Source organism: Marinobacter sp. G11, assembly GCF_021282325.1.
Taxonomy (GTDB): Bacteria; Pseudomonadota; Gammaproteobacteria; order Pseudomonadales; family Oleiphilaceae; genus Marinobacter; species Marinobacter vinifirmus.
In genome coordinates, this window is record NZ_JAJSPB010000008.1 from 30,977 (window position 1) to 54,160 (window position 23,184).

Annotated in this window: 21 protein-coding genes and 1 pseudogene; 14 read left to right on the plus strand and 8 right to left on the minus strand. The window is 60.4% G+C overall.

All coding sequences use genetic code 11. The features are described from left to right. Positions 1 to 73: 73 nt before the first annotated feature. On the plus strand, positions 74 to 1,312 hold the full coding sequence (locus LWH94_RS07125; protein WP_232901689.1) for an efflux RND transporter periplasmic adaptor subunit: 1,239 nt from the start codon (positions 74 to 76) through the stop codon (positions 1,310 to 1,312). Continuing rightward, positions 1,309 to 4,470 (plus strand): efflux RND transporter permease subunit, encoded by a 3,162-nt coding sequence (locus tag LWH94_RS07130; protein ID WP_232901690.1) that lies wholly within the window; start codon positions 1,309 to 1,311, stop codon positions 4,468 to 4,470. Before LWH94_RS07125 ends, LWH94_RS07130 begins: the two co-directional genes overlap by 4 nt. A 10-nt stretch (positions 4,471 to 4,480) precedes the next feature. Here LWH94_RS07130 and LWH94_RS07135 read toward each other — a convergent pair whose 3' ends face one another. Both LWH94_RS07135 and LWH94_RS07140 read right to left on the minus strand, forming a co-directional pair. Further along, on the minus strand, positions 4,481 to 4,876 hold the full coding sequence (locus LWH94_RS07135) for a YkvA family protein (protein ID WP_232901691.1): 396 nt from the start codon (positions 4,874 to 4,876) through the stop codon (positions 4,481 to 4,483). Positions 4,877 to 5,000: 124 nt separating this feature from the next. Further along, positions 5,001 to 6,132, minus strand: a pseudogene (locus LWH94_RS07140) (DASH family cryptochrome). Positions 6,133 to 6,320: 188 nt separating this feature from the next. Between LWH94_RS07140 and LWH94_RS07145 the strand changes: the two are divergent. Beyond that, a complete protein-coding gene (locus LWH94_RS07145) occupies positions 6,321 to 7,433 on the plus strand; it encodes an S-(hydroxymethyl)glutathione dehydrogenase/class III alcohol dehydrogenase (protein ID WP_094624449.1) in 1,113 nt (370 codons plus the stop codon). A 61-nt stretch (positions 7,434 to 7,494) separates the two neighbouring features. Here the strand turns inward: LWH94_RS07145 and LWH94_RS07150 are convergent, their stop codons facing one another. From LWH94_RS07150 to LWH94_RS07165, 4 genes are read right to left on the minus strand one after another with little or no spacing between them, the layout of a single operon-like run. Further along, the gene (locus LWH94_RS07150; protein WP_232901692.1) at positions 7,495 to 8,283 is read right to left on the minus strand and encodes an alpha/beta fold hydrolase; all 789 of its coding nucleotides are present in this window, start codon (positions 8,281 to 8,283) and stop codon (positions 7,495 to 7,497) included. Positions 8,284 to 8,307: 24 nt separating this feature from the next. After that, positions 8,308 to 9,510, minus strand: a complete 1,203-nt coding sequence (gene pcaF / locus LWH94_RS07155; protein ID WP_232901693.1) for a 3-oxoadipyl-CoA thiolase — start codon at positions 9,508 to 9,510, stop codon at positions 8,308 to 8,310. Between the two features lie 8 nt (positions 9,511 to 9,518). Then, positions 9,519 to 10,295 carry a CoA-transferase subunit beta gene (locus tag LWH94_RS07160; RefSeq protein ID WP_022990599.1) on the minus strand — a complete coding sequence of 259 codons (777 nt, stop codon included), beginning with the start codon at positions 10,293 to 10,295 and terminating at the stop codon, positions 9,519 to 9,521. Next, on the minus strand, positions 10,295 to 11,110 hold the full coding sequence (locus LWH94_RS07165) for a CoA transferase subunit A (protein WP_199457805.1): 816 nt from the start codon (positions 11,108 to 11,110) through the stop codon (positions 10,295 to 10,297). The genes LWH94_RS07160 and LWH94_RS07165 overlap by 1 nt, the downstream gene beginning before the upstream one ends. A 197-nt stretch (positions 11,111 to 11,307) precedes the next feature. Here LWH94_RS07165 and LWH94_RS07170 point away from each other — a divergent pair, with 197 nt between their 5' ends. Continuing rightward, positions 11,308 to 12,087, plus strand: a complete 780-nt coding sequence (locus LWH94_RS07170) for an IclR family transcriptional regulator domain-containing protein (protein WP_232901694.1) — start codon at positions 11,308 to 11,310, stop codon at positions 12,085 to 12,087. A 3-nt stretch (positions 12,088 to 12,090) separates the two neighbouring features. On the opposite strand, the gene LWH94_RS07175 is transcribed toward LWH94_RS07170, so the two are convergent. Next, positions 12,091 to 12,993 carry a LysR family transcriptional regulator gene (locus LWH94_RS07175; protein ID WP_199457807.1) on the minus strand — a complete coding sequence of 301 codons (903 nt, stop codon included), beginning with the start codon at positions 12,991 to 12,993 and terminating at the stop codon, positions 12,091 to 12,093. Between the two features lie 106 nt (positions 12,994 to 13,099). Between LWH94_RS07175 and LWH94_RS07180 the strand changes: the two genes are divergently transcribed. The 8 genes from LWH94_RS07180 (at position 13,100) to LWH94_RS07215 (ending at position 20,710) form a co-directional block, all read left to right on the plus strand. Beyond that, positions 13,100 to 14,221: a muconate/chloromuconate family cycloisomerase gene (locus tag LWH94_RS07180; RefSeq protein WP_232901695.1), complete on the plus strand. Its 1,122-nt coding sequence runs from the start codon at positions 13,100 to 13,102 to the stop codon at positions 14,219 to 14,221. Positions 14,222 to 14,255: 34 nt separating this feature from the next. Then, positions 14,256 to 14,546, plus strand: a complete 291-nt coding sequence (gene catC, locus LWH94_RS07185) for a muconolactone Delta-isomerase (RefSeq protein WP_022990604.1) — start codon at positions 14,256 to 14,258, stop codon at positions 14,544 to 14,546. 70 nt (positions 14,547 to 14,616) lie between these two features. Beyond that, positions 14,617 to 15,558 (plus strand): catechol 1,2-dioxygenase, encoded by a 942-nt coding sequence (catA, locus tag LWH94_RS07190; RefSeq protein ID WP_199457809.1) that lies wholly within the window; start codon positions 14,617 to 14,619, stop codon positions 15,556 to 15,558. Between the two features lie 116 nt (positions 15,559 to 15,674). Next, positions 15,675 to 17,048, plus strand: coding sequence for a Rieske 2Fe-2S domain-containing protein (locus LWH94_RS07195; RefSeq protein WP_199457810.1), 1,374 nt, complete (start codon positions 15,675 to 15,677; stop codon positions 17,046 to 17,048). Continuing rightward, positions 17,045 to 17,536 carry a benzoate 1,2-dioxygenase small subunit gene (gene benB, locus LWH94_RS07200; protein WP_232901696.1) on the plus strand — a complete coding sequence of 164 codons (492 nt, stop codon included), beginning with the start codon at positions 17,045 to 17,047 and terminating at the stop codon, positions 17,534 to 17,536. Before LWH94_RS07195 ends, benB begins: the two co-directional genes overlap by 4 nt. Before the next feature lie 20 nt (positions 17,537 to 17,556). Beyond that, positions 17,557 to 18,588, plus strand: coding sequence for a benzoate 1,2-dioxygenase electron transfer component BenC (benC, locus tag LWH94_RS07205; protein WP_232901697.1), 1,032 nt, complete (start codon positions 17,557 to 17,559; stop codon positions 18,586 to 18,588). Beyond that, positions 18,585 to 19,364 carry a benzoate diol dehydrogenase BenD gene (gene benD, locus LWH94_RS07210; RefSeq protein ID WP_232901698.1) on the plus strand — a complete coding sequence of 260 codons (780 nt, stop codon included), beginning with the start codon at positions 18,585 to 18,587 and terminating at the stop codon, positions 19,362 to 19,364. The genes benC and benD overlap by 4 nt, the downstream gene beginning before the upstream one ends. A 179-nt stretch (positions 19,365 to 19,543) precedes the next feature. After that, a complete protein-coding gene (locus LWH94_RS07215; RefSeq protein ID WP_232901699.1) occupies positions 19,544 to 20,710 on the plus strand; it encodes a benzoate/H(+) symporter BenE family transporter in 1,167 nt (388 codons plus the stop codon). A 34-nt stretch (positions 20,711 to 20,744) separates the two neighbouring features. Here LWH94_RS07215 and LWH94_RS07220 read toward each other — a convergent pair whose 3' ends face one another. Further along, positions 20,745 to 21,428, minus strand: coding sequence for a type 1 glutamine amidotransferase domain-containing protein (locus LWH94_RS07220; RefSeq protein ID WP_058342337.1), 684 nt, complete (start codon positions 21,426 to 21,428; stop codon positions 20,745 to 20,747). A 174-nt stretch (positions 21,429 to 21,602) separates the two neighbouring features. Between LWH94_RS07220 and LWH94_RS07225 the strand changes: the two genes are divergently transcribed. Together LWH94_RS07225 and LWH94_RS07230 are read left to right on the plus strand one after the other, a co-directional pair. Continuing rightward, complete coding sequence (locus LWH94_RS07225) at positions 21,603 to 22,301, plus strand: substrate-binding periplasmic protein (RefSeq protein ID WP_232901700.1); 699 nt, start codon at positions 21,603 to 21,605, stop codon at positions 22,299 to 22,301. A gap of 188 nt (positions 22,302 to 22,489) precedes the next feature. Further along, complete coding sequence (locus tag LWH94_RS07230) at positions 22,490 to 23,176, plus strand: cytochrome b/b6 domain-containing protein (RefSeq protein WP_232901701.1); 687 nt, start codon at positions 22,490 to 22,492, stop codon at positions 23,174 to 23,176. Positions 23,177 to 23,184 lie beyond the last annotated feature (8 nt).

The following is a 23,184-nucleotide window of genomic DNA, read 5'->3' on the forward strand; positions in this document are numbered from 1 at the left end:
ATCCGCCCTGAAAATTCTATAGTAGTTTTAGCGCGTTAACGCGACCCTGCCAACCGGAACAAGAAACCTGGCTATGTTTAAACGTCTGTTACCCCTGATCATCCTGGCTGTCGGTGTACTGGTTTTTATTGCCCTGAAAGCCACCCGTCCGGAACCGGCGGCGGTTACGGCCACGGAACGCAGCTGGCGTGTTGAGGTGCAAGCCATTACACCGGGCAGCCAGGTGCCGGTATTGCCCCTGTATGGCGAAGTGGTGGCACCGGACCAGCAAACCATCACCGCCACCCTGGCCGGCCGGGTGGCGCAACGCCCGGTGTCTGAAGGCATGGTGGTCAAACAGGGCGATCTGTTGCTGGCGCTGGATGAAGCGGACATTGGCCCGGCCCTGGCCCAGGCCCGGGCCCAGGTAGACGACCTGGACGCGCAGATCCGCTCGGAGCAGGTGCGCTACCGCAACGATCAGGCGGCCCTGAAGAGCGAACAGGCCATTGTCGCCAACGCCCGCCGCCAGTTCGAACGCATTGACGCACTGGTGGGGCGTAACCTGGCCTCCCGGGAAAATCTTGAAGCCGCCACCGATGCCCTGGCACGTGCCGAGCTGACCGTCAGCACCCGGCTGCGGGCTATCCAGGAACACCCCGCCCGCCTGCAAAGCCTCGAGGCCAAACTGGCTCAGGCCCGGGCTAACCTTTCCGCGACGGAACGGGATGTCGACCGGGCCAGGGTGGTGGCACCGTTTGACGGTGTGGTGACCGGCATTGAGGTGGCCGTAGGCGATCAGGTATCCCGCAACGAGCCTCTGCTGACGGTGTATCCCACCCGAGGCCTGGAAGTGCGGGCCCGGGTGCCCCAGGTATTCCAGAACGAACTGATCACCGCGCTTGGGCAGGGGCAAACCCTGACCGCGATTTCAGATAATGGCCATGAATTCGTCCTGGCCCGCTTTGCCGGCCTGTCGGACCCCGCCGGTACCGAAGCCGTGCTGGAACTGCAGGGCGAACCCGGTGGCTTGCGGCCCGGAGCATTGCTGCCCCTGACCCTTGATCGGCCAGCCCGGGAACAGGCAGTGGAGGTACCGTTCAGCGCCCTGTATGGCGCAGACAGTGTTTACCTGATGACCGATGACGGCCGGATGCAGCGGATTGAAGTGGAACGCATCGGTGAGGCCCGCAGTGAAAATGGCGAACGCCGGTTGCTGATTGCCGGAGAGCAGCTCACCCCCGGTGCCCGCCTGATCACCACCCACCTGCCCAACGCTGTGACCGGCCTGAAAGTCGAACTGGCAGGTACTGACGGGGAGCCTGCCCAGTGAAGCGAAAGCAGGGCGTAATCGGTTTCTTTGTTCATCACCGGGTTGCCGGCAACCTGGTGATGCTGGTGATGTTGCTGGGTGGCGCATTGGCCCTAACCCGGATGAATATCCAGTTTTTCCCGACCTTCGCCCTGGACGTAGTCAGTGTGCGGGTGGTCTGGAGTGGTGCCTCTGCGGAAGACGTGGAGCGAGGTATTACCGACCCGCTGGAGCAGCGCCTGCGCAGTGTCGATGGCCTGAAAAAGATGACATCCACCTCCGCCCAGGGGGTGTCATCCATCAGTCTGGAATTCCATGAAGGCACCGACCCGATCCAGGCGGTGGACGATGTGCGCCAGCAGGTGGATGAATTCAACAACCTGCCCGGCGATGCCGAGGAACCCCAGGTAGCCCGGGTGGAGCGTTATGAACCGGTGGCCCGGCTACTGGTATACGGCGAGGTAGACCGCAGCGAGCTGCGCCAGCTGGTGTACCGGTTTGAAGACGAGCTGCTGGAGCGGGGTATTGACCGCATCAACATCCGCGGCCTGCCTGAACAGCAGGTCAGTGTGGATGTGCCGGTAGAACGCCTGGAAACCCTGGGGCTGTCGCTGGAGCAGATTGCTGACCGCGTTGCTTCCCTGTCCCGGGATTTGCCCGCCGGCATGATGGCCCAGCAGGACGCCACCCGGGAATTACGTTCGGTAGAGCAGCGTCGCAGCCCCCAGGCTTTTGAAACGATTCCGGTACTCAGCGGAGACCGCATTCGCTTGCAGCTGGGTGATATCGCCATCATTCGCCAGGAAGCCCGGGACAACCAGACGGTGATGGAAAACGAAGGCCTGCCGGCGGTGGAGCTGCAATTGCAGCGGGCGGAGAACGGCAATTCGCTGGCGGCGGCCCGGGTGCTGGAAAGCTGGCTGGAAGACACCCGCCCGGTATTACCACCCACCATCAAAATGCAGGTGTATGACGAAACCTGGCAGCTGCTGGAAGACCGGATTTCCCTGCTGGTGAACAATGGCCTAAGCGGCCTGGTGTTGGTGATCGCCCTGCTGTACCTGTTTCTGCCCGGGCGGGTGGCGGCCTGGGTGGCCATCGGCATTCCCACCGCCTTTATGGCCGCGCTGGCGGTGCTGTGGCTGTTGGGTGGCTCTATCAACATGATGTCGCTGTTTGCCTTGATCATGGCGCTCGGGGTTATCGTGGATGATGCCATTGTGGTGGGCGAGGATGCCGACGCCCATGCCCGCATGGGAGAGCAATCCATCTACGCCGCCGAAGGCGCCGCCAAGCGCATGGTGTGGCCGGTGCTGGCCTCGTCCCTGACCACGGTGGCTGCGTTTATGCCGCTGCTGGTGGTGGGTGGTATTATCGGCAACATTCTGGGCGATATTCCGCTGGTGATGATCTGTGTTCTGGTGGCGTCGCTGCTGGAATGCTTTGTGGTACTGCCGGCTCACCTGCGCCATGCCTTTGTGGTCAAGGACAAGGGCGACAAGCTACCGGAGCAGGGCGCTCGCCCACGCGGCAACCCGGTAAGCCGGTTCCGGGATCGTTTTGAGCAGAGCTTTGATCGTTTCCGGGAAGGCCCGTTCCGCCGGTTTTCCCGGTACAGCCTGAAACACCGCGGCGCTACCGTGGCCAGCGCCCTGGCCCTGGCGATTGTGACGGTGGGCCTGTTGGCCGGCGGCCGCCTGGGCTTTAACTTCTTCCCCACACCGGAGCCTTCCGTGTTCTATGCCAATGCCAGCTTTGTGGCCGGCACGGACAAAGGCACCGTGGAAGATTTCATGCGCCAGATGCAGCAGACCCTGAACGAAACCGAACAGGCCCTGGGCGGTAACCTGATCCGCCATGCGGTAACCACCTTCGGGGCCACCCAGGGTGCTGAAGGCAGCTCCCGTAACGATGACGAACTGGGCTCCATGCTGGTGGAGCTGGTGCCGTCGGACCGGCGGGATGTTCGTAACCCGGAGTTTATGCGGGAATGGCGCAGCCGCATGGCGCTGCCCGCCGGGCTGGATGCCCTGAACATCAATGAACGCCAGGCCGGGCCTCCGGGGCGGGATGTGAACGTACGCCTGAGCGGCGATAACGCAGAAAACCTGAAACGGGCCGCTGACGAAGTGGCTCAGGCCCTGAGCACCCTGCCCGGGGTGCTGGATGTGGAAGACGACATGCCCTGGGGCCGGGAACAACTGATCTACCAGGTGAGCCCGTTTGGTGAGGCCCTGGGCCTGACCACGGTGGATCTTGGCCGGCAGTTGCGGGCCGCCTTTGACGGCCGGATCGCCCAGATCTACCAGGATGGTCGCGACGAAGTGGAAGTGCGGGTGCAGCTGCCCCGGGATCAGCGGGAACAGTATTCCACCCTCGAGCGCATGACCGTGCGCCTGCCCGACGGCCGGTTTGTGCCCCTAGCCCAGGTGATGAACCTGGATCACCGTCAGGGCTTCCAGGCTCTGCGCCACGCCGATGGCAAGCTGGCGGTGGAAGTGACGTCAGCACTCAATACCCGGGTGGCCACGACCGACCAGGTGATCGAGAGCCTGCAGGCCGGCGCGCTGCCGGACATTGCCAGCCGCTACGGCGTGCGTTACAGCTTTGAAGGCCGTTCCGCTGACCAGCGCGAAACCATGGACGACATGAAAAGCGGCCTGGTGATCGGGGTTGCGCTGATGTACGTGGTGCTGGCCTGGGTGTTTGCGTCCTGGAGTTTGCCGCTGATCGTGATGGCCATCATCCCGTTCGCCCTGGTGGGTGCCCTGTTGGGGCATTGGGTCATGGGGCTTCAACTGACGATTCTGTCACTGTTTGGTCTGTTCGGCTTGTCAGGCATCGTGGTCAACAACGCGATTATCCTGGTGGCTTTCTACAACCAGCAGCGACAGAAAGGCCTGGGCATTACCGATGCCCTGAACGAAGCGGCGGTGCAGCGGGTGCGGGCAGTGTTGCTGACCTCCCTGACCACCATCGGCGGCCTGTTGCCCCTGCTGTTTGAAACCTCCCTGCAGGCCCAGTTCCTGATTCCGATGGCGACATCCATCGCCTTTGGCCTGGGGTTGGCGACCTTCCTGGTGTTGCTGGTGATTCCGGCACTGTTATCCTGGGTGGAGCAGTTCCGGGAATGGCGGGCGAGCCGTCGGGGCCAGCAGCCGGAGGCGTCGGAAGCCTGAGTGCCGTTACTCAGGTTTCATTGAGGTCTTTCCAGGCTGCGTACTTGTGCAGGTCGGATTCCACCAGTTTCAGGCACAGGGCAACGACGCCGGCATCATCCAGCAGGCCAAAGCCGAAAATGAGGTCCGGAATCAGGTCCAGCGGGTTCATCACGTACAGCAGGGCGCCTGCGATGGCGGCAATGGATTTCCAGGGAATGGCCCGGTAGTCGCCGCGCCAGTAGTCCCGGATCAGCGAGAACATCAGGTGGATGTCGGTGCCAAAACGCTTTAGCTTGCCGCTGTTCTTCACTTTGTCTTCGATGGCTTTCTGTCGTTCCAGCAGGGATTGCAGGTCCTCTTTCTGAACCTGGCTGGCTTCCTTGTCCAGCTGATGCTTAGCCGTTTTATCTGTAATCCACGCCATACACTCTTACCTTACTAAACGTTGGTGCGCCCAAGATAACCCGTCAGCCGACAAAAATCCGCTTCGCCAGGCTGGCTCCCTTGAGGCCCTGGGTGGCAGGGTTGTTACCAGCCCGGCATGATATTCAGGCTTCGCCTTGCCAGCGTGCCACGAAATGCCCTTCAGGATCGTACTGGCTGGCCTGCTTGTCCAGATTAAACTGGCGCAATCCACGGGGGTCTGCGCCCACGCCGGCGAGGTACTGCCAGTTGCCGTGCCCGGTTGCTGATATAGCCGGTGAGCCGGAGCTGGTTCATGGCGGCGTTGACCAGCGGGTAGGGTGTGGTGCCCTGGCACCAGCTCTCGAAATCCGGCCGGTGGAAGGCGGTGTCACGGCTTTGCTGTTGTACGCCATCCCGCAGGAACAGCCGGCGGCCGTGCTTCATGGCGTACCAGTAAAAGTATTCCCGCCACAACAGCTCGAACCACAGCCAGTAGGTGGAATCGTTGCGGGTTTCGGACTGCTCGTATTCGTCAATCATGCCGGTTACCTCGCGTACCGACAGGCAGCCATTGGCCAGCCAGGGTGACAGGCGGGATGACGCCAGCGGATCATCCAGTGCGTTGCGGGTTTCCTTGTAGCGGGCTATGCCATGGCTGACAAACAGATATTCCCGTAATTGCCGCAGCCCGGCTTCTTCACCACCCCGGAAGCCGGCATCGTGTTCCGGCTCGGTAATCGGCGGGCAATCGCCCCGGTTGTCCTTCGCAAATCCCGGAGGCGGCGGCAGGGCTGTCATGGTGCGGATGCGTAGCCGGTCGGTGCAGCGGTCACCCTGTTTTTCCACCAGCTTGCGGAACTGGGAGAAGGTGTGGGGTAAGTCGGCCAGGTCCATGGGCAGGGATTTTTCAGTGAACAGGCTCAGGGTTTCAAATTGCTGGAAGTGCACATCCGGCAGCTTCTCCTGAAGGCCCTGCCATTGACTAGCTTCTTCTGTGCCTGGCTGCCGGGTGCGGATTACCTGGTTGACCTGGTGTTGTTGTACCAGTTCGGGAAGCACGTTTTCTGGCTCCCCAAACGCGATGTGGAGGCGCTGGCCAAGGGGCCGGAGATTGCGTTCCAGGGTCATCAGGCTTTGCCACAGGAAACGCCAGCGGTGTTCGCCCATGGCGCTGAGCCCGAGCGGCCCGGGTTGGAACCAGCGGGGCTCTACCACGTACACGCACAGCAGCATGTCTGAGCGGCCGGCGGCCAGCAGGGCAGCGTTGTCGTGCATGCGAAGATCGCGGGTAAACCAGTAGAGTGTGCGCACCTGAAGGGCCCTTTCTGACAGTTCGGGAATCTATACGCCCGCGCCTGCGTATGAGATTGCAGCGCGGGAAAGCCTGCAGCCGGCAGGCGTGTTAAAGTTAAGAGTGTATCCCGCAAGCCTGACCCGACCAAACGGAAACGAGGAGACTGAACGTGATCAAATCCCGCGCAGCTGTGGCATTTGAAGCCAATAAACCGCTGGAAATTGTTGAAGTGGATGTGGCACCACCCAAGGAAGGCGAAGTGCTGGTGAAGATCGTGGCAACCGGTGTGTGCCATACCGATGCCTACACCCTGTCCGGCGCTGACCCCGAGGGCCTGTTTCCGACCATTCTGGGCCACGAGGGTGGCGGCATTGTCGAAGCGGTGGGCCCTGGCGTAACCGGCCTGGAAGTGGGCGACCACGTGATTCCGCTGTACACAGCCGAGTGTGGCAAGTGTAAATTCTGCACCTCCGGCAAGACCAACCTGTGTGGCGCTGTGCGTGAAACCCAGGGCAAGGGTGTGATGCCGGACGGCACCTCCCGCTTCTCCTACAAGGGCCAGCCGCTGTACCACTACATGGGCTGCTCCACCTTCTCTGAATACACCGTGCTGCCGGAAATCTCCCTGGCCAAGATCCCCAAGGAAGCGCCCCTGGACAAGGTGTGCCTGCTGGGTTGTGGCGTAACCACCGGCATCGGTGCGGTACTGAACACCGCCAAGGTTGAGGAAGGTGCGACTGTGGCTATCTTTGGTCTGGGTGGCATCGGCCTGGCAGCCATCATCGGTGCGACCATGGCCAAGGCTGGTCGCATCATTGCCGTCGACATCAACCCGGGCAAGTTCGACATCGCCAAACAGCTGGGTGCTACCGATGTGGTTAACCCGAACGATTACGACAAGCCGATCCAGGAAGTCATCATCGAAATGACCGATGGCGGTGCCGACTACACCTTCGAGTGTGTGGGCAACGTGAAGCTGATGCGTGCCGCGCTGGAAGCCTGCCATAAGGGCTGGGGTGAAAGCACCATCATCGGCGTGGCCGGTGCCGGTGAAGAGATCAGCACCCGCCCGTTCCAGCTGGTAACCGGCCGGGTATGGCGCGGTTCCGCCTTCGGTGGCGTGAAAGGCCGCACGGAGCTGCCGTCTTACGTGGAAAAAGCCGAGAAAGGTGAGATCCCGCTGGATGTGTTCATCACCCACGAGATGAAGCTGGAAGACATCAACAAGGCGTTTGACCTGATGCACGAGGGTAAGAGCATCCGGTCGGTGATTCACTTCTGATCATTGCTGGCCAGAAGTGAATCAACGAGTTGCCGGGGCGCGGGTGTTTGCTCGCTCCCGGTTAACTCAGGCTTTGCAGGAGTTGCGAGGCCAGGGTCTGAGGGCATTCAACGGAAGGTACGTGCCCGATCCCATCCAGAATAACCGGGTCCGACGCGCCACTGAACTGTGCCAGTGCTTTCAGGGACTCTGGTGGTGTTGCCAGGTCTTCGGAGCCACCGATCAGCAGTAACGGTACCCTGTGACCGTGCAGCTTTTCCCGGAAGTCCGCTTTGCCCAGCATTTCGCACAGCAGTGCATAGCTGTTGGCGTCGCCCCGTCCCATGATCACTTTCCAGCCGTCCAGAAGCGCAGGCTGTTCCTGACAGGCATTCGGGCCGAACCAGCGGGGTACGATTTCGCCGGCCATCGCCACCAGGCCTTTCTCCCGAACATTGGCCGCACGCAGGCTCCAGGCTTCCGCGGTGCCAATGATGGCGCCGGTGTTGGTCAGCGTGGCGATCTCAAGCTGCTCGCTATGGGCGGCAATCAGCTGTTGACCGATTACCCCGCCGATAGAGGTGCCGGCAAAATGAAAGCTGGATACCCCGGCTTCTTTCGCCAGTGCCAGGGTTTCCTGTGCCAGATCTTCCGGTGTGATTTCTCCGGCCGTTTCGGGCCAGGCGCCACTTGCACCGTGCCCGGGCAGGTCCCAGGTCAGAACCCGGAACTTTGGTAACAGCGTGGGCAGCATGTCGTCCCAAACCCCCTGGGTCATGCCCAGAGGGTGTGCCAGCATCAATAACGGCTTTTGGCTGTCGCCCAGCATGCGATAGCAGATGGTGCGGCCGTTGTGATTCAGAAATGCCATGTTGTCTCCTCAGAATGGGTCCGATCAGACCCGTTCAATCAGTGTAGCAATACCCTGACCCACACCCACACACATGGTGCACAGGGCGTAGCGGCCGCCAGTGCGCTGCAGTTGGTGTGCCGCAGTCTGCAGCAGGCGCGCGCCGGACATGCCCAGTGGGTGGCCGAGGGCAATGGCACCACCGTTCGGGTTCACCCGGGGGTCGTCATCGGCAACGCCCAGCTCACGCAGCACGGCCAGGCCCTGGGCGGCGAAGGCTTCGTTGAGCTCGATCACGTCGATCTCATCGATGCTGATGCCCTGTTTTTTCAGCAGCTTCTGGACAGCCGGGACAGGGCCAATACCCATGATCCTCGGTTCTACGCCAGCGGTCGCCATGCCCAGAATTTTCGCCATAGGCTTCAGCCCGTGCTGTTTGACTGCTGCTTCGCTGGCCACCAGCATCGCGGCGGCGCCGTCGTTGACGCCCGAAGCGTTGCCGGCGGTCACACTGCCGTTTTCACGGAATGGAGCTGGCAGGGCCGCGAGTTTCTCCAGGGTACTGGCGCGGGGATGTTCGTCGGTGTCGAACACCAGCGGGTCTTGTTTGCGGCGCGGAATGGACACCGGCACGATCTCTTCGGCAAATACACCTTCCTGCTGTGCCCGAGCGGTTTTCTGCTGGGAGCGGAAGGCGAACAGGTCCTGATCTTCCCGCGACACCTTGTACTGCTCGGCCACGTTCTCCGCCGTTTCCGGCATTGAATCGACGCCGTACTGCTTTTTCATCAGCGGATTCACAAAGCGCCAGCCGATGGTGGTGTCTTCGATCTTCTGGCCGCGGGAGAACGCGGAGTCAGCCTTGCCCATCACGTAGGGCGCGCGGGACATGGATTCCACGCCGCCGGCCAGTACCAGGTCCATTTCACCGGCGCGGATGGCGCGGAAGGCAGTGCCCACGGCGTCCATGCCGGATCCGCACAGCCGGTTGAGGGTGGTGCCGGGCACGGAAGTGGGCAAGCCCGCCAGCAGCGCAGACATACGCGCTACGTTGCGGTTGTCTTCACCGGCCTGGTTGGCGCTGCCCATCATTACTTCGTCGATGGCGGCAGGGTCCAGTTCCGGCGCCTGCTCCAGCACGGCCTTGAAAATATGGGCGGCAAGGTCGTCCGGGCGCACACTGGCCAGGGTGCCGCCGAAACGGCCGATGGCGGAGCGGCGGGGATGGCAAATGAATACGTCAGTCATGGTGGACCTCACTGTTGGCCGGAATGATGGGCATTGGTGCGGGTTTTCAGGTCCCGCAGCACTTTGAGTTCCTCGGCGGTCGGCGCCGGGGTGGTTTCCAGCTGCTCGGCGAAGCGGATGTCCCAGCCGGTCGCCTCGATCACGTCTTCCCGGGTCACGTTCGGGTGCAGGGAGGTGACCACGAGCTCCTTAGTCTCCGGATCCGGCTTGAGGATGCACAGGTCGGTAATGACCACCGTGGGGCCACGGCCAATGTTCGGTACGTTGTCCCGGGCCTTGCCGTCACGGCCGAAGCCGACGGTGGTCACGAAGTCCACATCCTTCACGAAGGTGCGCCTGGAGTGCTTCACGGTAATGAACACTTCCTTCGCGTTGGTGGCAATTTCCGGGGCGCCGCCACCGCCGGGCAGGCGAACTTTCGGCTCGCGGTAATCGCCGATCAGGGTGGTGTTCAGGTTAGCGTAACGGTCGATCTGGGCGGTGCCCAGGAAGCCAACGCTGATGTGGCCGCCCTGCAGCCAGTAACGGAACATCTCGGGCACGGAGACGGTGGTCAGGGCCGATTCGCACAGCTCGCCGTCGCCGATGGACAGTGGCAGCACGTCCGGCTTGGTTTGCAGGGTGCCGGATTCGTAGATCAGGGTGACATCCGGAGCGTGGGTCAGGCGAGCCAGGTTGGCGGCCTCACTGGGCAGGCCGATACCCACGAAGCAAGTCATGTCGTTGGTCAGCGCACGGGCAGCGGTAACGCTCATCATTTCTGAAGATGTGAATTCAAGGCTCATCACGCGGCTCCTTTCTCGAATACGTTTTCTTGCAGCCAGGTCTGGAAGGTCTCGCGGTCGCGGGCAATGCCGTCCCAGTCTTTGTAGAAGGCGTTGTCGCGGTCGTAGTAGCCCAGTGCATAGGACGGCCTGGCGCCTTTCGGAGCCTCGGCAATCGCGGTGATCGCCCAGGACGGCAGCACGCAGGCATTAACCGATGCGCCCAGGTCATCCACGATTTCCTCGACGGTGACAATGCTGCGCTTGGCGGCCAGTACCACTTCTTTCTGGATACCGACGATGCCTTCAATCAGCACATTGCCCTTGCGGTCGGCCCGCTGGGCATGGATTACCGCCACGTCCGGGCGAATCGACGGCACGGCCGCCAGGCGCTCACCGGTGAACGGGCATTCGATGAACTTGATCTGGTCATTTACTTTCGGCAGATCGCTGCCTACATATCCGCGCAGAACTGCCAGCGGCAGGCCGGCCGCACCAGCTTCATAGGCGTTGGCCATGGCCGCGTGGCTGTGTTCGAGAATCTCCAGCTGGTTCGGCCAGCCCTTTTCAACAGCATCCCGCAGGCGGTGCAGGGAGCCCACACCCGGGTTGCCGCCCCAGGAGAAGATCAGTTTTTTGGCACAGCCGGCACCGATCATCTGGTCATACACCAGGTCCGGGGTCATGCGGATCAGGGTCAGATCCCGCTTTTCCTGACGGATGATTTCATGGCCCGCAGCAAACGGGATCAGGTGGGTGAAGCCTTCCATCGCCACGGTATCACCGTTGTTGATGTACTTGCTCACCGCTTCCTTGAGGGGAAGAAACTCGGCCATCGCAATGCCTCCTGTGTCACTTCTGTGATGAGTTCGCTGTACGAACATAAGTTTAATATGCGAACATGATGGCGCGATTGGTTTTGGGTCGTCAAGTACAAATTTTGTTCACAAGGCAAAAATGTACAGTTGTTCGTTGTGCGAACACGCTGTGGGCGTGCGAAACTAAGGCCAGTAACGGTACTTAAGGAGTCAGAATGGACGAGCAGATTCTCAAGCCCGGTGATCGGGATTACGTGGGAGCGTTGGCTTCGGGGCTGGAGGTTTTACAGGCTTTTGATGCGGAGCACCCACGAATGACCCTGAGCGAAGTGGCAGCCCGCACCGAGATGGACCGGGCCAAGACCCGGCGCTTCCTGCTGACGCTGCACGCACTGGGCTTTGTGAAGCGAACCGGCCGGCAGTTTGAGCTGACCCCCCGGGTGCTTCAGCTGGGTTATGCCTACCAGGCGTCAAACCAGTATCGGGCTGTGATTCAACAGTACCTTGAAGACGTGACAGCTGAACTCGGGGAGTCGTCTTCTCTGGCCGTCCTGGATGGTGATGACGTGGTTTACGTGGTGCGCTCGGCGGCCCGCCACCGGTTGATGGCCATTACCTTGTCGGTCGGCACTCGGCTGCCGGCGGCCTATACCTCGATGGGGCGGGTGTTATTGGCCCAGTTGCCGAAGCATGAGTTGGAAGCGTATCTCGACAGGGTCAGTCTTGAGCCTTATACCGAGTTTTCCATTACCGACAAGCAGGCGCTTCGGAAAGAAATAGATAAGGTTCGCGATCAGGGCTATGCGATGGTTGACCAGGAACTGGACCAGGGACTGCGCTCGGTGGCAGTGCCAGCGTTTGCTGGTAGTGGCGAGTTGCTGGGGGCACTGAACATCAGTACCAACGCCGCACGGGTGGATATGGATACCCTGATGAACACCTACCTGCCCCGCCTGCAGGCAGTGGCCGAAAAGGTCCGGCAAACCGCTCGCTGATGCTCAGGGGTACCGGCCCATCACCCGGTTTTCGATCAACTCCCCCAGAATCGTATTTGTCAGGCGCATGACTGCGTTGGGGCTTTCTCCTCTTCGGCGGGAGGCGATCACCGGCGTGGTAATGTTGTCATCCTCCAGCGGCATATAGTCCACCCCTTCACGGTGCAGACGGCGCACCTGCTCTGGCACCAGGGTAAAGCCCATGTCAGAGGCCACCAGAGACAAGGCGGTTTGCAGGTCGTTCACTTGCTGGATGACATGTACTCTGAGGCCGCGACGGTGAAACAACCCCTGGGTAATATCGGAAAAGTTGGGGCCGGCGCCGGCGGGGAAGGTGATCATGGGCACCCCCGAGAGTTCCTTCATGGAGGGCGGGTGCCGGGTGAGGGGATGGCTTGCCGGAACGGCTGCAATCATCGGCTCGTCGAAGAGGATTTCCTGTTCTACGTCCGGATCCTGGATGTTCAGCCGGCCAAAGCCGATATCAATCCTTCCCACCTTCAGAGCTTCGACCTGCTCCCGGGTTTTCAGCTCGTGCAGCACAATTTCCAGGTTTTTGTTCTGCCGAAGCCGGCGAACCATCAGGGGTAACTGCCCATAGAACACCGATGGCACAAAGCCGATCGAGAACAGGGTTTTCCGGTGCTGGGCGATCCGGCGGGTATCGTCCACGGTGGCATTAACCTTGTCCAGTACCTGCTTGGCCTGCTCCAGAAAGTACTCACCGCCGGTGGTCAGCTCCAGGCCCCGTGGTTTGCGAATAAATAACTCCACACCTACTTCCTGTTCCAGCTGTTTGATCGCCCGGGTCAGGGGTGGTTGCGCAATAAACAGCTTTTCGGCGGCGCGGGTCAGGTTGCCTGCTTCGGCCACTGCGACGAAGTACCGCAAGTGTCTCAGCTCCATCCATACCTCCAGGGTATCGGTTATTACTTAATCAATATTGGTTCACGTCAGTGAAACTTCGTACTGTTTGAATCACAGGATTTTTACCTTGCGATTCGGAGCAGTCATGTCAGCCACCATTAAGTCCCTTGAAGCCATCCTGGTCGATATCCCGACCATTCGACCGCACAAGCTTTCCATGACAACCATGGGGGTTCAGACCATGGTGATTGTGCGTGTTAAGGATTCTGATGGCGTGGAAGGCCTGGGCGAGGCAACCACCATCGGCGGCCTGGCCTACGGCCCGGAAAGCCCGGAAAGCGTAAAGCTTACCATTGATACCTATTTCAAACCGCAACTGATTGGCCAGTCGGCCGATAATGTCAATACCTTAAGGGTAATGTTAGACCGCTCCACCCGCGGCAACAACCTGGCCAAGTCTGCCATCGAGACCGCCCTGCTGGACCTTCAGGGCAAGCGCCTGAATCGCCCGGTGTCGGACCTGCTGGGCGGCGCACTGCACCAGCACATCCCGGTGCTCTGGACCCTGGCCAGCGGCGATACCGCTAAAGACATCGAAGAGGCCCTGGGGCTGCTCGAAACCCGCCGCCACTGTGATTTCAAACTCAAGATCGGTTCCCGCCCGGTGATGGACGATGTTCGCCATGTGGCGGCGATTAAAGAAGCGGTCGGTGACAGCGCCAGTGTCCGCGTGGATGTGAATCAGGCCTGGGATGAAGCGACCGCGGCAAAAGGCATGGCCGAGTTGCAGGCTGCCGGTATTGACCTGGTAGAGCAGCCCACCCCGATGAAGGATTACGCCGCCCTGGTACGGCTGTCTGAAAAGTTCCACCTGCCCATCCTGGCCGACGAGGCCGTGGCAGACGCCAAGGATATGTTCAGCCTGGCGGCCGCGGGTTTCAGCGGCGCCGTAGCGATGAAAATTGCCAAGGCGGGTGGCCCGATGAAGGCACTGGACCAGGCGAAGGTGGCCCAGGCAGCGGGTATCGGCCTGTACGGCGGCACCTTGCTGGAAGGCACCATCGGCACTGCCGCTTCCCTGCATGCATGGTCAACCCTGGAAACCCTGCACTGGGGCACGGAGATGTTCGGCCCGCTGCTGATGAAAGACGACATCGTGGTCAAGCCGCTGAACTTCCACAACAACGGCGTCGACCTGCCGAAGGGCCCGGGCCTGGGTGTGGAAATTGATGAAGACAAGCTGGACCGGTATCGCCGCAAAGCCTGATACGCCAAAAGATTCAGTAAACGGAGGAAAGCACATGCTGTTCAAAGTTGAGATGAAGGTGAACATCCCCCACGACATGCCCGCCGAAGTGGTTGCGGACATCAAGGCCCGGGAAAAAGCCTACGCCCAGGACCTGCAAAAACAGGGTAAGTGGCGCCACCTGTGGCGGGTGGCGGGCAGCTACGCCAACGTCAGTATCTTTGACGTGGCAGACAACGCCGAGTTGCAAGACCTGATCAGCAACCTGCCGCTGTTCCCTTATATGGATATCACCGTCGCGCCCTTGTGCCGGCACCCGTCTTCCATCCATGAGGATGACCGTTAATCACACCCATTGTTGCTAACTGATGAACTGATACGAGCAACAAAAATAACAGTAACCGAGGAGAACAATCATGACCGTTAAAACCATGCATACTGCGGACGTGAAGGACCTGCTGGAGAAAGTGGCCGGCTTCAACCAGGAAGGTGGAAACGAGCGAGTAAAGAAAATTGTTCATCGTCTGATGCACGATATTTTCCAGATTGTTGAAGACTTTGACGTGACAGCAGAAGAGTTCTGGCAGGCCGTTTACTACGTTGGTGACCTGGGCAAGAACGGCGAAGCCGCCCTGCTGGCGCCGGGCCTGGGCATGGACAAATACCTGGACATCCGTATGGATGCCGAAGACGAGCAAGCCGGCCTGGCCGGTGGCACGCCGCGCACCATTGAAGGCCCGCTGTATGTAGCCGGTGCCCCCATGAGCGAAGGCTTTGCCCGCATGGATGATGGTTCCGACGAAAGTGCCGAGACCATGATCCTGACCGGTCAGGTGACCGACGAGAATGGCCAGCCGGTCGCCAACGCCGTGGTTGACGTATGGCACGCCAACACCATGGGCAACTACTCCTACTTTGACCAGTCCCAGAGCGATTACAACCTGCGTCGCCGCATCAAGACCGACGATAACGGCCGTTACACCGCCCAGTCCATCATTCCGGCTGGCTACGGCTGCCCGCCAGAGGGTTCTACCCAGGCACTGCTGAACCTGCTGGGTCGTCACGGTAACCGTCCGGCGCATATCCACTTCTTTATCGCCAAGCCGGGTTACAAGCACCTGACCACCCAGATCAACCTGGCCGGTGACGAGTACACCTACGACGACTTCGCCTTCGCCACCCGTGAAGAGCTGGTGGTTGAAGCCAACCGCATCGAAGACCCGGCCAAGGCTGAGCAGTTCGGCCTGAACAAGCCGTTCACCGAAGTGGAGTTCAACATCCAGCTGGTTGCTACCGACAAGCCTGAGCTGCAAAGCCGCCATGAGCGCAAGCGCGCCCTGGAAGGCGAAGCGGCCTGATTCCAACCCTTTAATCCCAATGTTCTTGTGATCCGACCGGCCTGTGAATGCAGGCCGGCCAGGGGGCCCTCACGCCCGAAAAACGGTTTTCACAACAACAAAATGGAGTGACGAACATGACTCGCCAACTCGACCGACTTGAGAAAACGATCCGCAACGCGGTGGAAGCCGATGCACAGACTGGCCACTACCGCTGTGACCGCAGCATCTTCACCGACGAAGAGCTGTTTGAGCTGGAGATGAAACACATCTTCGAAGGCAACTGGATTTTCCTGGCCCATGAGAGCCAGATCGAGAATCCGGGCGACTACTACACCACCATGGTGGGTCGTCAGCCGGTGATCATCACCCGGACCAAGGATGGCGAGCTCAAGGCGATTCTGAACACCTGTACCCACCGTGGTGCCACCCTGTGCCGCAAAAAGCGCGGCAACAAGACCTCCTTCACCTGCCCGTTCCACGGCTGGACCTTCAAGAATGACGGCAAGCTGCTGAAGGCCAAGGACCAGAAGAAGGGCGGTTACCCGGAAAGCTTCAACGTTGACGGTTCCCACGACCTGAAACAGCTACCGAAGTTCGAAAACTACCGCGGCTTCCTGTTCGGCAGCCTGAACTCTGACGTATTGCCGCTGGAAGAGTACCTGGGTGAAACCACCAAGGTGCTCGATGCCATCGTTGACCAGGCGCCGGAAGGCCTGGAGATCCTGCGCGGCGCGTCCACCTATACCTACGAGGGTAACTGGAAGCTGACTGCCGAAAACGGCGCGGACGGCTACCACGTAAGCACCGTGCACTGGAACTACCTGTCTACCATGGGCCAGCGCAACTACGAGAAAGGCGGCACCGAGGCAGTAGACGCCAAGAGCTGGTCCAACGAAGGCGGCTTCTACTCCTTCGAGAACGGCCACATGATGCTGTGGACCCGCCTGACCAACCCGGAAGTACGCCCGGTATACAACCAGCTGGAGCGCCTGGAAAAGGAAGTGGGTGAGGCGAAGGCCGACTTCATCGTGCGCACCACCAAGAACCTGTGCCTGTACCCGAACGTCTACGTGATGGACCAGTTCTCCACCCAGATCCGGGTGCTGCGCCCGATCGACGTCAACAAGACCGAGATCACCATCTACTGCTGGGCACCCAAGGGTGAATCCGCCGAAAACCGCGCCAAGCGCATCCGCCAGTACGAAGACTTCTTCAACGTGTCCGGCATGGGCACGCCGGATGACCTGGAAGAGTTCCGCGCTTGCCAGGAGGGCTACTACGCCAAGGGTACCAAATGGAACGACATGAGCCGTGGCGCCCAGCACTGGATTGAAGGCGCGGACGACTGGGCCAAGGGTATCAATCTGAAGCCAATCCTCAGTGGCGCCAAGCCGGAAGATGAAGGCCTGTACGTGACGCACCACCAGCATTGGGTGGAAGAGATGACCAAGGCGATTGATACCGAGCGCGCCCGCTTTATTTCCCTGACCGAGGAGGCTTCCGCATGAGCATGTCATACGAGCAGATCCAGGCCTTTGTCTACCGGGAAGCCCGCCTGCTGGATGATCGGCAGTGGGATGAGTGGCTGAAGTGCTACCACGAGGACGTCACCTACTGGATGCCGGCGTGGGACGATGACAACGAGCTGACCGAAGATCCGCAGACCGAGATTTCACTGATCTACTACCCGAACCGCAACGGTCTGGAAGATCGCGTATACCGGTTGAAGACCGAGCGCTCCGGTGCCAGCTCTATTCCCGAGCCGCGCACCGTGCACCTGACCAGCAACCTGGAAATCCTGGAGCGGGACGGTGACACCGTGAAGCTTCGGTTCAACTGGCAGACCAACAGCCACCGTTATCACACGACCCAGTCCTTCTTCGGCGTGTCTTTCTACACCCTGGACTGCAGCGGCGAGCAGCCGCTGATTACCGAGAAGAAGGTGGTTCTGAGCAACGATTACATCAATCAGGTGATTGATATCTATCACCTGTAATTGATGGGGAGAGCATCATCATGAGTTACAACATCGCGCTTAATTTTGAAGACGGCGTTACCCGGGTGATCACCTGCAACGAAGGTGAAACCGTTCTAGACGCCGCCTACCGGGCCCAGATCAACCTGCCAATGGACTGCTCCGACGGTGTCTGCGGAACCTGTAAGGGTTCCTGCCACCAGGGCGAGTTCGACATGGGCGACGAGTACATCGACGAGGCACTGTCTGACGAGGAAGCCGAACAGGGCATGGTGCTGACCTGCCAGATGGTGCCCTCCAGCGACTGTGTGGTCGAGATTCCGGCGGCCGCGTCCCTGTGCAGCAAGGCAGGTAACGAGGCCGTGACCGGCACCGTGGGTGAGGTCAATCTGATTTCCCCCACCGCCATCGAACTCAAGGTTACCGCAGACGCCGATATCGGCTTCCTGCCGGGCCAGTACGTGAACATCCAGGTGCCCGGCACCGAGGAAACCCGTGCTTACTCGTTCAGCTCCCGCCCGGGCAGCCGCGAGCTGAGTTTCCTGATCCGCAACGTGCCCGGTGGCCTGATGAGCTCCTGGCTGGTGGGCAAGGCCAAGACCGGCGACAAGGTGACCCTGACCGGCCCCATGGGTGTGTTCTACCTGCGCCCGGTTCAGCGCCCCGTGCTGATGCTGGCCGGTGGTACCGGCCTGGCTCCGTTCCTGGCCATGCTCGAAAGCCTGAAGGAAAAAGGCTGCGACCAGCCCACTCACATGATCTACGGCGTGACCAACGACGACGACCTGGTGGGGCTGGAAGCCCTCGAAAAGTTTGCCGAAGAGATTGAAAACTTCAGCTTCAAGACGGTAGTGGCCAGCGACGAAAGCACCCATCCCCGCAAGGGCTATGTCACCAACCACATGGAAGATGCGCCCATCAACGACGGTGATGTAGATGTGTATCTGTGTGGCCCGCCTCCGATGGTCGACGCGGTACTGGGTTACTTCCGGGAGCAGGGTATCGAGCCCAACTCCTTCCACTACGAGAAGTTCACCCCGAGCGTATCCGCCGTTGAGGAGAAAGTGGCATGACCCCGCGTTTCACCGGCAAGGTGATGGTGGTCACCGGTGCTGCCCAGGGCATTGGCCGGCGAGTGGCCGAACTGGCCGCCGCCGAAGGTGCCCGCCTGGTACTGGTGGACATCGCGGACTACGTGCAGGGCGTTGCCGCCGAGTTGCGCGACCAGGGCTCTGAAGCCCTGGCCGTGCAGGCCAACCTGGAAACCTGGGAAGGTGCGGAAATGGTGATGGCCAAGGCCCATGAGCAGTTCGACCGCATCGACATCCTGGTCAACAACGTGGGCGGCACCATCTGGGCCCAGCCGTTCGAGCATTACCAGCCGGAACAGATCCAGAAGGAAATCCAGCGCTCGTTGTTCCCGACCCTGTGGTGCTGCCGGGCGGTTCTGCCTTACATGGTGGAGCAGAAGGGCGGTGCCATTGTGAACGTCTCGTCTGTGGCGACCCGTGGCCTGATGCGGGTGCCCTACGGCGCCGCCAAGGGCGGCGTTAACGCCATGACTGTAAACCTGGCTTTCGAGTACGCCGAGCACGGCATCCGGGTGAACGCCACCGCGCCGGGCGGCACCGAAGCACCTCCACGTCTGACGCCACGTAACACCGAGGCACAGGGCGAGCGGGAACAGGCCTGGTACCAGACCCTGATCGACCAGACCAACGCCACCAGCTTCATGCACCGCTACGGCACCCTCGATGAGCAGGCGGAACCGATTTTGTTCCTGGCTTCCGATGCGGCCAATTACATCACCGGAACCATCCTGCCCGTGGCCGGAGGCGACTGCGGCTGACGGGCAGCCACGCCAGATGAATTTCCTGGCCCTGGCAACCAGTAATTAAGAAATCAGCGTTGATGTGACCTGAGGGAGACAGTCAGTCATTCGGACCCCTCTTTGCCCCGGCACCACAGTGACCGGGGCTTTTTTGCTGTTATACGGCTCAAACAGAACTCAATAACAAGGAGCTGAATATGCCCCAGCTGTTTCGGGACTTGTCTGTGTCTGCGGTTGCCGCAGGGTTTCTGGCGGTACTGGTGTCCTATGCTGGGCCTTTGGCGATTTTCTTCCAGGCCGGGGCGGCGGCGGATTTGTCACCGGAGATGATGACCTCCTGGGTCTGGGCCATCTCCATGGGGGCGGCGGTTTCCGGAATCTTCCTGTCGATCTGGATTCGGGCGCCAGTGGTGACCGCCTGGTCGGCACCGGGCACGGCTCTGTTGGTGGTGCTGTTTCCGGAGCTATCCCTCAATGAAGCGGCAGGTGCTTACATCACCGCCGCGCTGATTATCTTTTTCATTGGTGTTTCGGGTACCTTTGATGCCTTTGTACGTGCCATCCCGAAGGGGGTGGCAGCGGGCATGATGGCGGGCATCCTGTTTCAGTTCGGTCTCGGGGCTTTCGCTGCCATTGAAACCACGCCGGCACTGGCCATCGGCATGCTGGTCGCCTATGTGGCCTTCCGTCGCTTTACCCCCAAATACACCCTGGTGCTTTTGCTGTTTGCCGGGGTCATCCTGGCGGTGGTGCTGGAAGATGCGTCGCTGGCCGGCGTTAGCCTGAGCCTGGCGGTGCCGATGTTCATCACGCCGGAATGGAGCTTCGGCGCTACCCTGAGCCTGGCCATTCCCCTGGTGCTGGTCAGCCTGACAGGCCAGTTCCTGCCCGGCATGGCGATTCTCCGGAGTGCCGGCTATCGGGTGAAAGCCAAACCGGTGATTGCGGTCGCCAGCCTGGTGTCCCTGCCCATGGCGCTATTTGGGGGCATTACCACAGTGGTGGCGGCGATTACGGCGGCTATCTGCACGAGCGAGGATGCCCACGAAAATCCGGACAAGCGTTATGTGGCCGGTGTATTTAATGGTGTGTTCTATCTGGTGGGGGCGGTCTTTGCCGGCACCATCGTCGCCTTGTTCACCTCGTTACCTTCGGCCTTTGTTGCAGTGCTAGCGGGCCTGGCACTGCTGGGTGCCATTGCCAACAATCTGTTTGCGGCACTGGAGGAGGTCAGCCACCGGGAGGCATCGCTGATTACCTTTCTGGTAACGGCGTCCGGGTTATCGCTGTTCGGACTGTCGTCGGCTTTCTGGGGGGTGGTGATCGGTTACGGTTGTTACCGGGTACTCAACGGAGGGAAATAAGGTTGGGCTGACGAACGCCAGCCCAACCGGGACGTCAGCCTTCCTGCAGCGCCTGCAGTACAGCCTTGGCCGCACCTTCAGAGGACGCCGGGTTCTGGCCGGTAATCAGCTTGCCGTCCACCACAATGTGCGGTGCCCAGTCATCGCCGCGGCTGTAGCGGCCGTTGTTCTGCTTGAGCATGTCTTCCAGCAGGAAGGGCACGATGTTGGTGAGTTGCACGGCGTCTTCTTCCGTGTTGCTGAAGCCGGTAACTTCGCGGCCACCCACGATGTTCTGGTCTGGCTTTACGAACACATTCTTGAATACGGCGGGGGCGTGGCACACGGCACCGATCACCTTGTCCTGCTCGTAGGCGGTCTTGATCAGGGCGACAGACTTGTCGTCCTCGGCCAGGTCCCACAGTGGGCCGTGGCCGCCGGGGTAGAAAATGGCGTCGTACTGGTTCATGTTCACGTCGGCCAGTTTCCTGGTGCTGGCCAGCATTTCCCTGGCGTGGGTATCTGCCATGAAGCGCCGGGTGGAATCAGTGAGTGCGTCTTCGGCTTCGCTGTTCGGGTCTACCGGCGGCTGGCCGCCTTTGGGGGAGGCCAGGGTGATATCCGCGCCAGCATCCTTGAATACGTAGAAGGGAGCGGTGAATTCTTCCAGCCAGAAACCGGTTTTATGGCCGGTGTCGCCCATCTGGTCGTGGGATGTCAGTACCATCAGAATTTTCATATCGGTCGATCCTCCTGTCGGGAATCGGGGAGTTTGTTCGGGCGTTACTCCACAAGTAGTGGTGGCCCGGGATGCAAATTTCAACAGGAATTACGGCAATAAGGCGGGAATGGATGCCCGGAGTGTCTATACTCCGGTTACATATTGCTCAATGGGTCAGGGAAAGTGTCCGCAATGAAGGTAACGCTCATCAAGGCAGCCATGCTGTGCCTGTTCGTGCTGGCTGCAGCGCCTGCATGGTCGCAACAGGGGACGGAAACCGTGGAGCCGTTGACGGTGGTGGTCGGTGTGGATCACGCGCCACCTTACCGGATCCTGGAACCGGACCGGAAGACCGGGCTGTACCTTGATATGTTCGAGGAAATGACCAGTCGCCTTGGCTGGGCGGTCGAATACCGGGAAGCACCGTTTCGCCGGCTGCAGCTGATGCTGCAGCAGGGCGAGATCGACATGATGCTGGGCCTGGTGCGCAACGGTGCCCGGGAGCAGTCGATGGAGTTTGTAGCACCGGCCTTTCCGCCGGAGCGGCGATTGTTCCTTTACCTGGATGAAGCCAATCGCGTAGACCGGTACCAGGATCTGTACGGCAAAACCATCGGGGTACTGGAAGGAGCCAGTTATTTCAGCCGGTTCGATAAGGATACGGATTTGCTGAAGGCCTCGGCTGCTCATTATGAAAACCTGATGCTGATGATGCAGAAGGGCCGGGTGGATGTGGTCGTTGCGCCGGAGTTGGTGGGGCTGTATACCGCAAAGAGTCTGGGTATTGAGGCCCGGGTCTCACCGTTTTTTGTGCCGGGGAGCGATCCTGGATTGTGGTGTCCGGGCAATCACCCGTCGTGCGCTATGCCGATGATATCCGGGCTGCCCTGAAGCTGATTGAGCGAGAAGGCATTCGGGAGAACCTGGTGCTGAAGTACCTGGAACAGCCGCTTCCCTGACGCGCCCATCGGGAGCGCCTCCCTTATCGGAATTTGATCCCGGTCTGCCCACCATTAACGGAACTTAGTATGCTCACGGTTGTCTTGAGGCAGAACCTGTTGTGAGCATAAGGAACTCGTATGACAACCATTCGGTTATGGGATTTACCGACACGCCTGTTTCACTGGTTGCTGGTACTGGCGGCTGTGGGTGCCGTGATCAGTATTAAATCGGGCGCGATTGACTGGCATGAACGCTTTGGCCTTGCAGTAGTCGGGCTGTTGTCGTTCCGTATTATCTGGGGTTTTACCGGCTCTACCTATGCCCGGTTTGCCAGCTTTGTTCGTGGGCCGGGAGCCATCATCGATTATTTGCGTGGACGCTGGCAGGGGGTAGGTCACAACCCGCTGGGGGCGCTTTCCGTGCTGGCGCTGATCGGCCTGTTCGGCTTCCAGGCGGCAAGCGGGCTGTTCGCCAACGATGAAATTGCCTTTAACGGCCCGCTGACTCCGCTGGTGTCATCGGCCTGGAGCGATACCCTGAGCAGCTGGCACCGTTTGACGGAATGGTTCTTGTACGGGTTGGTCATCCTGCATGTGGCAGCCGTCGTGCTGTATTCGAAAGTGAAGAAAGACAATCTGCTGAAGCCGATGATCACCGGTAAAAAGCCGGTTGAGAAGGGTCTGGCGGAAGATGCCCGGGGCGGTGGCGCGTTAGCGTTTGTGATTTCGCTGGTGCTGGCGGGGATTGTGGTTGTCGGTGCCAGTGGCAGCTTTGTATCGCCGCCACCGGCACCGGAGCCAGCACCCCAGAATCTGGGGTGGTAAGCCCGGGG